This window comes from Mesorhizobium sp. BR115XR7A (genome assembly GCF_020165315.1).
Lineage (GTDB): Bacteria > Pseudomonadota > Alphaproteobacteria > Rhizobiales > Rhizobiaceae > Mesorhizobium > Mesorhizobium australicum.
In genome coordinates, this window is record NZ_JAIUHW010000003.1 from 21,484 (window position 1) to 32,686 (window position 11,203).

The 11,203-nt window shown below is 63.9% G+C and carries 4 protein-coding genes; all 4 read right to left on the reverse strand.

The annotated features are described in order from the left end of the window. Window positions 1-2: 2 nt before the first annotated feature. Window positions 3-1,037: an ABC transporter permease gene (locus tag LB557_RS06995; protein WP_015317135.1), complete on the reverse strand. Its 1,035-nt coding sequence runs from the start codon at window positions 1,035-1,037 to the stop codon at window positions 3-5. A 148-nt stretch (window positions 1,038-1,185) separates the two neighbouring features. Then, window positions 1,186-2,844 carry an ABC transporter substrate-binding protein gene (locus tag LB557_RS07000; RefSeq protein WP_015317134.1) on the reverse strand — a complete coding sequence of 553 codons (1,659 nt, stop codon included), beginning with the start codon at window positions 2,842-2,844 and terminating at the stop codon, window positions 1,186-1,188. 251 nt (window positions 2,845-3,095) lie between these two features. Continuing rightward, complete coding sequence (locus LB557_RS07005; protein WP_224641255.1) at window positions 3,096-9,152, reverse strand: translocation/assembly module TamB domain-containing protein; 6,057 nt, start codon at window positions 9,150-9,152, stop codon at window positions 3,096-3,098. A gap of 2 nt (window positions 9,153-9,154) precedes the next feature. After that, window positions 9,155-11,083, reverse strand: a complete 1,929-nt coding sequence (locus LB557_RS07010) for an autotransporter assembly complex protein TamA (RefSeq protein ID WP_224641253.1) — start codon at window positions 11,081-11,083, stop codon at window positions 9,155-9,157. Window positions 11,084-11,203 lie beyond the last annotated feature (120 nt).

Below are 11,203 nucleotides of genomic sequence, written 5' to 3' on the forward strand. Positions count from 1 at the left end.
CCCTACTGAACGCGGATGCGCGGATTGAGGAATGCGTAGCCGACGTCGGAAATGAGCTGGGTGATCAGCACGATGAACACCGAGACCAGCGAACAGCCGAGCAGAAGATCGATGTCGTTGTTGCCGGCGGCCTCGACCAGCGTGTAGCCGAAGCCCTGGTAGCGGAACATCACCTCGACGATGACGACGCCGGTGAGCAGCCAGGGGAACTGCAGCATGATGACGGTGAACGGTGCGATCAAGGCGTTGCGCAGCGCGTGCTTGACCACGACGCTTTTGAAGGAAAGCCCCTTCAGGCGTGCCGTGCGGATATATTGCTGCGTCATCACCTCGACCATCGAGGCGCGTGTCATGCGTGCGATATAGCCGATGCCGTAGATCGCCAGCGTGATCACCGGCAGGGTGAAATTGTAAAAGGTGATGCCCTGGCTCGCGGACGCGGCCGACCCGTTCAGCCAGCCGAGCCACGAAGCGAAGATGACGGTGAAGATGACACCCGACACATATTCAGGCGTCGCCGTCGAGGCGATCGAGGCGATCGACAGCACGCGATCGGTGCGCGACCCCTCCCGCATGCCGGCAAGGATGCCAACCAGCAGCGACACCGGCACCATTACGCCCAGCACGCAGAGCATCAGAATGCCGGTAGCGCCCAGCGCAGGGAACAGCTTGGCCGCGACCGTGGTCTTGAACTTGGTCGAGCAGCCGAAATCGCCCTCGATCACGCCGGAGAATGTCGGCACGGCCGGGTCATTGCAGAAGGAGAAGCGCTGCGTGGTCTTTCCGGTCGCCGGATCCGTGATCGGCTGCTTGGGCACGACGCCGAGCCACTGGCCATAGCGAACGAAGAAATTCTGGCGATAGCCGTGATTGACCAGCCAGCTTTCGAGTTGCTCCGCCGATGTGTGCATTTCGGTCTGGCTGATCGCCAGCTTTTTCAGATTGGGTTCGAGATTGACGAGGAAGAAGACGACCAGCGTCAGGCACAGCATCGTGAGCAGTATCGTGCCGATGCGTCTGATGATGAATGAGAACATTGTGCCCCCCTGCCGGCCGGGTTGGGGTCAGATATGGTCAACCCTGTGACGAAAACCTTGTAGCGTCCCGCCGCCGCTGCATCCAATGCAACGGCGACGATCCTGCGAATATGAGGGGCAGGCGCCCCTCATATCCATCAAGCAGCGGTCACGCCTGATCGAGCCAGACCTTGCCGAAATCGTGCTCGTAGGTGGGGTGCATCGAGTGGTTCTTCACCTCGGGCTTGATGTTGATGTAGAGCTTGCGCCAGTAAGGCTGGATGATGATGCCGGAATCCTGCAGCATCTGCTCGATGTCCTTCATCACCACCTTGCGCTTCTCCGCATCGGCGATGCCGAGCGCCTCGTTGACCTTCTTGTCGAAGTCCGGATTGGCATAGGCCGTCTCGTTCCAGGCTTCGCCCGAGCGGTAGGCGATGGCGATGACCTGGATGCCAAGCGGACGCATGTTCCAGTTGGTCTCCGAGAATGGATACTTCGTCCAGTCGTTCCAAAAGGTCGAGCTCGGCAGCACGGTGCGCTTCACCTTGATGCCGGCCTCGCGCAGCTGGGCCGCGATCGCGTCCGTGGTGTTCTTGTGGTAGTCCTCGTCGTTGCTGATCAGCTCGTGTTCGAAATCGATCACGCCGGCTTCCGTCAGCATCTGCTTGGCCTTGGCGACGTCGCGCTTGATCTTCGGCAGTTCGACATATTCCGGATGGATCGGCGCGACATGGTGGTTTTCGGCCGGCGTGCCGGCATTGCCGTAGCCGAGCTGCAGGACCACCGAATTGTCGACGGCCAGGCACATCGCCTGACGCACCTTCTGGTCGCCATAAGGCTTGGCGTTGACGTTGAAGCGCGACACCACGGTAGCCGCGGTCACCACTTCCGAAGGCGGCGCGCCGACGTCCGCGATGATCTTGACGTAGTCGGCGGTCGTTTCGTGGTTGGTCTGCACTTCGCCCGATTCGAAGGCCGAAACGGTCGCGGCGGGATCGGTGCCGTAGTCGATGAACTCGACGCCGTCGAGGAAGGCTTCGCCCTGCCACCACTTGCCGGTCGTGCGGCGCTTGTAGACCACCTTCTGGCCGACATCATAGGAGACGAGCTCGAACGGACCAGTGCCGATCGGGCAGTTCTTGAAGTTGGCGCCCTTCTCGTCGAAGCTCTTGTGGACGACGAGGCCGGGATAGTCGCACAGGTTCGGGATGATGGCGATGTCGGGCTTCGACAGCTTCAGTTTGACGGTCATGTCGTCGACCTTAACGATCGACCCTTCGCGCAACTTCTTGGTCTTTTCGTCAACGAGGCTGCCGAGACGTCCAGGCATCGAGTTGCCTTCGGCTGATTTGTCGGCCCAGCGGGTGAAATTGTAGATCACGTCATCGGCGGTGAACTTGTCGCCATTGTTCCATTCGACGCCAGGCCGCACATGCAGCGTGTACTCGGTGGCGTCGTCGTTGATGTCCCAGCTTGCCAGCAGATATGGAGCGAATGTGTACTCCTTGGTGTATTTCACCAGCGGCTCGAGGGCCTGGCGCTCGGCGTTGGAAATCTCGGACCAGTCGGCGGTACGCGGATCCTTGGGATCCTTGACCGACATCGCCACTTTCAGCACGCCGCCCTTCTTGCCCTGGACGTCCTCGGCCTTGGCCGGAGTCGGAGCGGCAAGGCCGAGCAGGCCGTAGGCCATGGCGGTCGAGGCACCGAAGACGCTGGCGAGCGCGAGGAATTCGCGGCGATCGACTTTGCCCGACTTGGCTTCTTCGGCCATCGCCAGGATGTGATCCGGAACGCTGTCGCCGTTGCTCTTATAGATTGTCATGACTAACTCCCATTGTTGGCTTTCCGCCGATTAACATTCCGCATCCGGGCCATGATGTCAAAGACGGCATGGATTGGGAACATGTTAGCGAATGTGCAACTTTGGAAGGGGGGCAGTTCGCGTGATAGCGACAGTCTTGGCGCAAAATTGCTAGTGCGCCCAGATTTCGCCAAAATCTCTTCGGGCGATTAAATGAGACATTCGCACTGGTTACGACAGCGCCAGTTGCGGCCAGGATGAAGGCCAGGCCCTCAATATTCCTTCTCGTAGAAGATGCCGCCCTTGGCTTCGCCGGCGTCCGTCGCCTCGCCGCGCAATTTGACGCCGCGCCCGACATTGAGATCGATGGTCGCCTTGCCGGAACCCGGCTTGTCGCCCTTCTGGATGGTCACATAGGTGCGGTCGTTCAGGTACTTGCCGGCTGAGACCGCCGTGCCGCCCTTATCATCGGTGGTCACGTCGAGGTCGTCAACGCCGATGGCGCTGCGCAGGTTTTCCAGAAGCGACGTCGAACCGCCGACGCCGGCCAATTGTCCGGCGGCCTCGGCCAGCTGTGCGATCTGCAGCGGCGACAGGTTCGACATCGACCGCCCGAAGATCAGCTGCGCCAGCACCTCGTCCTCCGGCAGCGCAGGCACCGAACTGAAGGTGAATTTGGGATTGGTCGCCTCGCCCGACACCACGATGGTGACGGTCGCGCCGGTCGTGGTCGTCGTCGCCGTCAGATTGAGGTAAGGCACCAGCGAACCCGAGAACCCGACCGTGCCTTCGGTGAAGGTCAGCCGCTTGCCAAGGATCGACAGCCGGCCGCGCTGCAAGGTGAAGGTGCCGACGGCTTGCGGCGACGAGGCCGGGCCGGTTAGCTTGAGCGAGCCACCGAATTCGGCGTCGACACCCCTGCCCTGGATGAAGATCTGGTTCGGCGCGTTGACCGTGACGTCGAGTGCAAGGCCGCTGCCACCGCTCTTGCCGCTGGTCGTCGCCGGGCGCAGCGCCTTGTCCTGCGCCCTGACCGGACCCGGCGCATTCTTGTGCTTGACGTCGAGCGCCGAGAGCGAGCCCGGCAATTTGTCCGGGACCGTGATGACGGTCTTGGCCAGGTTGACGGTGCCGGCAATCGCCGGTGCCGAAGTCAGCGGCCCCTTGATCGTCAGGTCGCCGCCAAGGTTGGCGGTCACCACGCGACCGTCCGTATAACGACCGTCCGTGAGCTTGATCGACAGGTCGGCCGGGAATCCTTGCGCCGGATTGATGCCGACCGTGCCACTGGCCGACAGGCTGCCGCGCGTCGACAGGGTTCCGGTCAACCGATTGACCCTGGCAACGCCATTGCCGACCGAGACATCGGCCGCGATATCGTTGATGGCAAGGCCCGAGCGTGCATCGACCAGCCGCGCGCCGGAGGTTTTGACGCTGCCGCCGATCACCGGAGATGTCGCCGGACCACGCACCTGGACATTGACGTTGGCGTTGCCGGTCAGCGACAAGCCCTGCGCGGCAAGTTTCTCGCTGAGAAGGCCGAATGGCACCGCACCGTTGAAGTCGAGCGCCAGCGCCGGAGTGCCCACCGTCGTCACCGTGCCGCCGCCCTTGAGCCCAAGGCCGGCCCCGTCGCTGATATTGGCGTTGAAGGCCAGCTTGTTGCCGGCAAAGGTGCCGGACGAAGAAACGCTCACCGCGCCGACGCCCGCGCCACGGGTCTGCGATGTCTGCACGCCGGCCGCGTCTATGTTGAAGGCAACCGCGGGGCTCGCCGGTGCGCCCGTCACCTTCACCGTGCCGGAAATGGAACCCGCGGCATCGAGCCCGGGCGAAAAACTGTTGGCGAGCGACATCGGCACGCGTGCCAGCACCGCATTGATGTCGAGCGCCTGCCCGACCTTGCCGGTCACCGTCGCGGTGCCGCCGCCAAGGTTGAGCACCAGCCTGTCCAACGTCGTCGTGCCATTGGCGATGCTGACGGTCGAGGCCTGGGCGATGGCCGCCTTGATGCCCTGGACGGTCGCCTGGCCTGAAGCAAGCTCGATGGTGGTCGTCCCGTTGGCTACCTTCACCCGGCCTGCCGCCTGCGCCGGAATGCCCTTGACCGTCGCTCCACCGGAAAAGCCGGTCCAGTCGCCATCGCGCTTCAAATCGACATTGATGCCGCTGATCACCGTACCGCCCGAGGTGACGGTGTCGGCGCGGATCTTGCCTGAAATCACGGGAGCGGCGAGATAATTGGCGATCAGCGCATCGACCGAGACGGCCTTCGCCTGCAGGTCGCCGCGTATGATCGAGCCGGTCGTCGCCTTGATGGCGACCTGCGGCGCCGCGCCATTCCTGGAGAAGGCGATCGTGCCGCGAACGTCGCCTTCGGCCTTTTCCAGTGCCAGTGCGGCAAGCGGCCCGATGTCGGGGAGGTCGAGCGAAATGATGCCTTCAGGCACGAACTTGTCGTCCAGCGCCAGATCGCCCGAGATCCGGTTCTTGCCCAGCGACAGCAGCAGGCCGTTGACGGCGCTCTTGCCGTTCGCCGTTGCCAGCACGGCACTCCCCTGCAGCGCCTGCCCGGCGACATTGCCGGTGAGTTGGACATTGGCCGCCGGATTGGCGGCATCGGCCTTGCCGGTAGCCGTGAGCTTCAATCCGGTGATCTCGCGCGATGCCACCGACAGTCTGTCGCTGTTGACGGTAAGCGACAGGTCGGGCGCCATGGCCGGCCCTTGCGCGCTCAGCGCGAAGGCGATGGCGCCCGTGGCATCCTTCGACAATGGCGAGATGTCGCTCAGCGTCCCCTTGACGTCGGCGGTCACCTTGTTGTCGGCAAGGCTTGCCTGTCCGTCGGCGCTCAGCGCGCCGGAAGTCAGCTTCAATCCACCGATGTGGAGATTGCCGTTGGGTTCGCGCTTCAGCATGGCGCTTATCTGGGCGCGGTCGCCAAGCATGCCGCGCGCCGCCGCCGGCAAGGCCGACGATGGCGCATCCGCCTTCAGGTTGAGATCGATGGCACCGTCACGCAGCGATACCTGACCGGCCACCTGGCTGCTCAGCGCATCGCTTTTCAGCGAGCCGCTGTCGATAGCCACAGTGTCGGCGCTCAGCCGGGCGCTGAGCGCGGCCGTGACCTTGCCGGCGATAAGCGGCGCGATCGTTGGATTGTCGAGCCCAACCTTGTCCACCGATACCGTTCCGGAAACCGGCCCGGCGCGATTCCGGAGATCGAATGCGTCCGAGTGCAGTGCCAAGGTCAGTCCGTCCACCTTCGCCGGGCTGGTAACGACCGAGGGCAGGATCACGGAAAGGTCCAGTCGGGCATGCGTGCTTTCGCCCGCGATTTTAGCCGATACTGATCGGACCTCGATCTTGACGGGGCTCTCGGCGCTGCCGACCGTCAGCGGCAGGCTGGGACCCGACGAGGTCAGATCGATCGCAAAATCGCTCGCCCCGTTCGGATTGATGGTGCCTGTGGCCTGCCCAGAGACCTTGTCGCCGGACAGGGTTGCATGGTCGAGGGCGACGCCGCCGGCGATCGTGTAGCTGCCGGCCGCATCGACGGCGAGCGGTCCGAGCCCTGCCTGGCGGGTCTGGCTGGTCTCGGCACCGGCCAGTTTCGCGTTGAACCGGATATCGGGAGTTGCCGGCGCTCCGCTCACTTCAGCGATACCGTGAAGCGTTCCCGTGGCATCCAGGCCAGGCGAAAACGCATTGGCAAGCGCCGCCGGCAAGGCGGAGACCTGCGCCGCCAGATCGAGCGTCTCGCCGGCGCTGCCCGACAGCGCCACCTTGCCGCCGCCAATATCGAGCGCCAGCTTCTCGATCTTGGCCGCACCGTCGGCGATGGTCAGAGCCGAAGGTTCGGCGACCGCCGCCTTGATGCCGCGAACGGTGGCCTCGCCCGAGGCGATCTCGACGCTGGTCGTGCCCTCGGCGATCTTCACCCGGCCGGCAGCGGTTGCAGGAATGCCCGCTATGGTCGCGCCACCAGTGAAATCGGTCCAGTCGCCGTCGCGCTTGAGGTCGACGCCGATGCCGCTGATTTCCGTGCTTCCCGAAGTGACCGCATCGGCCTTGATGGTGCCCGAGATCGCCGGCGCCTTGAGATAATTGGCGACCAGCGCATTGATGGCGATCGCTTTGGCCGTCACCTCGCCACGCGCGACCGAGGTGCTCTTGGCATCGATGGCAATGGACGGTGCATCGCCGTCCTTGGCGAACAGGATGGTGCCGTTGATATCGCCGGTCACCGCCTGGCCGGCGAGCGCGGCCAACTGGTCGATGGCAGGTGCGGCGAGCGTCAGCGTGCCCAGGGGCATGAACTTGTCGTCGAGCGCCAGGTCGCCTGAGACCTTGTTGTCGCCCAGCGATACCAGGAAGCCATTGATCGAACGCTTGCCCTCGCTGGTCACCAGGGCCGCCTTGATGTCGAGCGGCTGGTCGTTGACGGCGCCGGTCAGCGAGACGTTGGCGGAAGGGTTCGTTATGTCGGCCTTGCCGCTCGCGGTCAGCTTGATGGCCTTCACCGTGCGGCCCGAAGCGGTCAGGCTGTCGCTGTTGGCGCTAACGGTGAAATCCGGCGCGGTCATCGCGCCGCTTGCCGACAGCGCGAAATCGGCCCCGCCGGCAACCGGCACGCCGACCGTCGGCGACAACACCGAAACGTCGCCTAATTTGCCCTTGATGTCGGCCTGGATGTCAGTGCCTTGCATGCTGGCCGTACCGCTGGCGCTGAGCGATCCCGAAGTGAGTTCGATCGAGTTTGCGGCGAAAGAGCCCTGCGGATCGCGCGATGCCGTGGCCGAGAATTTCACCCGCCCGCCGAGCACCGAGGCGATCTGCTGGGGAAACGCGGTCGCCACGGCATCGGCATTCATTTTGAGCTGCATCGACATGTCGGCGAGCGCCACCGTCGCGGTCAGCGAGGCATTGACCGCATCGGAGCGCAGCGTACCCTGATCGATGGCAATAACGGCGTCCTTGCTGATCGAACCGGCCAGATCGACATTGACCTTGCCGGTGATCAGCGGCGCCAACGTCGCGATGTCGGTTTTCAGGCCGCCCGCCTCCAGCTTGACGGCAACCGGGCCGGCGCGGTTCTGGATATCGAAACCATCGGAATGGATTTGCGCCGCCAGATCGTCCAGCCGCGTGCCGCCGGCGACGATCGAAACGAAGGAGGCGCCGATGTCGACGATCGGCGCCTTGCCGTCGCCGAAGGCGCGCGCTGTGGCGTTCTTGATCGCGAGCGTGATCGGCTGCGCCTTGCTGCCGACGCTGATCACCACGGGCGGGCCCTTGGCGGCGAGTTCGACCGACAGGTCGCTGGCGCCGGCAGGATCGGCAATGCCGGACGCGGTGCCGTGCACCGCATCGCTCTCGATGCTGGCCCGGTCGATGCTGATGCCGCCCACCGACGTGGCGGTGCCCGCGACATCGAAGCTGGTCTTGCCGGCAAACAACGGCTTCAGGTTTTCCGGCAGGAAGCGGGCAAAATCGCCGTCGCCCTTTGCCTCGACATGATTGCCCTTGTCGGTGAGCTGGTGACGGCCGGTGAGCTGGGTGACGATCCGATGGTCGACGAGGAAGGTGCCGACACCGCTCCAGTTGGCAAGCGGCCCACTGCCCGAAACCACGATATCTACTGGTGGCGCATCCGGCAGCTTGAGCAGGTTGGCAATGATGCCGCCGGCCGGCTCCGATGCCTTGAGGTCGAGGTCCAGCTTGTTATCGGCGGGTGCGAAATGGATCTTGGCGTCGACATTGCCCTGTTTGCCGTCATGACGGGTGACATTGAGCACCGTCTGGACCGCCAGTGGCGCGGCATCGGCCTTGAGCATTCCCTTGGCCGCGAGCTCGGCGATGCCGCTGCCGGCCAGTTGCTGGCCAAGCGCGATTTCCGGCAGCTCGATCTGCTTGATGTCGATGGAGACCGGCAGCGTCGTCGTGCCGCTCTGCGCGGGCGGCTGCGTACCGGCCACCGGCAGGCGTGCCAGTTCGACGCGATCGGCGGCGATGCGATCGGCGCTGAAGCTTTTGGACAGAAGTGCCGTCGGCGACCAGTCGACGGCCACCTTGCGCGCCACCAGCCAGGCGCCCTCACGGTCCTCAAGCACGACATGGTCGACGCTGAGATTACCCGACCAGATGCCGTTGATGCCGCTGACGGTGACCTTGCGGTCGGCGCTCGAACCCAGCCGCGAAATGATGCCGGCGAGGTTGTCGCGCCCGCGCTCGGTCTTGGTCAGCACGACCAGCGCGCCGATCGCACCCGCGACCACGATCAGCAGCGTGTAAAGGACAATGCGAAGGATGCGCCAGACCGTTTTCATCGTCAGAACGCCTGTCCGATGCCGGCATAGATGCCGAAATGCGGATCACCTGGATCGCGGTTGAGCGGCACGGCCGCGTCGATGCGCAGCGGCCCGAACGGCGTGACGTAGCGCAGGCCGACACCGGCGCCGACCTTGACGTCGGAGAAGTTGGGAACCGACTTGGTCGACACGGTGCCGGCATCGACGAACGGCACGATGCCGATCGTGTCGGTGACGGCGATGCGCATCTCGACCGAAGTCTCGAAGAAGGACAGGCCGCCGATCGGCTGGCCGGTGAAGTCCTTCGGGCCGATGCCCTGATAGGCATAGCCGCGCACCGAACCGCCGCCGCCGGAATAAAAACGCCGGTCGGCCGGGACGTTCTGCAGCCCGGTACCGACGATCGAGCCTACCGCGACACGTTCGGCCAGCACGAACTTCGAGGCCGTGTCCAGCGATTGATAGGCCGACCCTTCGCCCTTCAGCTTGAGGAAGGCCGCACCGCTCAAAATGTCGTAGCTCGGCTCGGCATAGGCCAGCAAACGGAAGCCGGTGGTCGGATTGAGCCGGTTGTCTCTGTTGTCATAGACATACTGCAGCGGAATGCTGGCGATCAGGTATTTGTGCTTGCCGAAGGCGTCGTGAATGCGCGAATAATCGAGCGCGACCTCGGCCGACACGGTCTGCTTCTTGTCGAGTTCATAAGACAGGCCGGTGCTGCCCTTGACCGAGAAATGGTCGTAGGCGTCGGGATGTTCCAGCACCGTCTTGACGCTGGCGAAAAACTTCGACGCCGGCCCGATGACGCCGGGTTTCTCGAACATGACGCCGGCGTTGTAGTTCAGTTCGGACAGATTGTTGCTGCCGATGCCGCTGATGGCACCGTCGATGCGCAGCTTTTCGGCACGGCCAAACAGGTTGCGATGGCCCCAGTAGCCCTCCAAGCCAAGCCCCTCGGTGTTCGAGAATGTGCCGCCCAGCCCGAAATAACGCGGCTTGCGCTCGCTGACCTGAACGCCGATCGGGATGTTGCCGTCGGCATCGAGCTTGTCGGCTTCCTTGAAGGTGACACTGTTGAACACCTCGAGCGCCAGCAGCCTGTCGCGCGCGTCGCTGATTTCCTGCGGCGAGTACTGCTTGCCGCGCTTCAGCCCAGTCATGTATTCGGTGAAGTCGCGGTCGACCTTCTCGGTGCCTTCCACCGTGGTCGCGCCATAGCCGGCTACCGGCCCGGCCGCGACCGTCAGCGTCACGTCGAGCGTCGATGTGGCGTGGTCGGCGACGATCTGCCGGCCGGTCACCTTGGCCAGCGGCCTGCCCTGCTCCTTCAGCGTCCGCACGATCAGCGCCTCGGCCTTGAGCACAGCGCCCGATCCGGCGTCGCCGCCTGCTATCAGGCCATAATCGGCGCTCATCAGCCCCGCCGCGTCGCCTTCCAGCCTGATGTTGCCGAGCGTGAATTTGGGGCCGGCCGAGATGGCGATCGCCACCGGAATGGGCTGCGGCCCCTTGAATTCGGCGTCCGGCGGCAATTCGTCGAGCGGCTTGCCGTCGATGGTGAGGGTGACGACGCCTTCATAACGGGCATCGGCATAAAGGGCGGCGACCAGCTGTTCACGGTCGCTGCGTGCCTTGGCCATCAGCCCGAGCGAGCCCGAAACCGGCCGGTCCTCGTCGCCTTTCAGCGCCGAGGCGTTTTCGAGCTTCTTGACCAGGTCCTTGTCGGCATCGGGCGCGGAGATGGTCACCGTATAGCGCAGGGGATCGACAATGTCGGCGTCCTCGTCGCTGGACGATCCCCACAGCTTGATGCCGAAAAGCTCGAATGCGGCCGCCGGCCTCGATTCGCAAAGCAGCGCCATCGAGCACATCATGGCCAAAAGCAGGGCGCGCGGAAGCACGCGCCCTGGCGCGATCCCTCCTGACATCTGCTCTTCATACGCCGGCATTAAGACAACCTAGTTCGTAAAACTAAAATTGGAATGAAGTTCTGAAGCGCTCGTAAAGGGGCCACAATCCAATTGTCTGAAATAGGACGGGCTTGGAATTCACACCTTCTGCGTTTCCGC

What these genes read in the sequence shown, in the direction of transcription:
- LB557_RS06995 (WP_015317135.1), bottom strand. Translation starts at nt 1,037, where the DNA reads ATGTTCTCATTCATCATCAGACGCATCGGCACGATACTGCTCACGATG.
- LB557_RS07000 (WP_015317134.1), bottom strand. Translation starts at nt 2,844, where the DNA reads ATGACAATCTATAAGAGCAACGGCGACAGCGTTCCGGATCACATCCTG.
- LB557_RS07005 (WP_224641255.1), bottom strand. Translation starts at nt 9,152, where the DNA reads ATGAAAACGGTCTGGCGCATCCTTCGCATTGTCCTTTACACGCTGCTG.
- LB557_RS07010 (WP_224641253.1), bottom strand. Translation starts at nt 11,083, where the DNA reads ATGCCGGCGTATGAAGAGCAGATGTCAGGAGGGATCGCGCCAGGGCGC.